General features: G+C 68.2%; 1 protein-coding gene. It reads right to left on the reverse strand.

The genetic code is table 11. From position 1 onward, the window contains the following. Positions 1–324 (reverse strand): hypothetical protein (locus FRY97_RS22760; protein WP_170254904.1); only part of this gene is annotated, 324 nt, incomplete at both ends.

Genomic DNA, 324 nt, shown 5'->3' on the forward strand with positions numbered 1-324 from the left:
GCGAACATTGCGGTGTCCCCCGGGCAGATATCGGCCTGGCCGGAGATGGCAGCCTGTGGCAGTGGCAGGACATCGACGGGGATGGTGTCGGCGGCAGTGCACCCGAGGCTGTCGGCAAAGGTATATATGGCTGGGAATGTGCCCGGGCCGAGGTCAGCGGGCCTGAATGCTCCGCCGGGCGCTGCACTGCCGGACCATGTGCCTCCTGGAGGGGAGGCTTGCAGGAGCTGCAGGGTATCGGATGCGCAGAACGGCCCTGCGGGCTGAGCCTGCACAGTGGGCGGGGCTGCAGCGGCGAGCAGGAGGGTATCGGAAGCGGCACAC

The sequence above is a fragment of the Phaeodactylibacter luteus genome (genome assembly GCF_007993045.1).
In the GTDB taxonomy this organism is placed as follows: Bacteria; Bacteroidota; Bacteroidia; order Chitinophagales; family Saprospiraceae; genus Phaeodactylibacter; species Phaeodactylibacter luteus.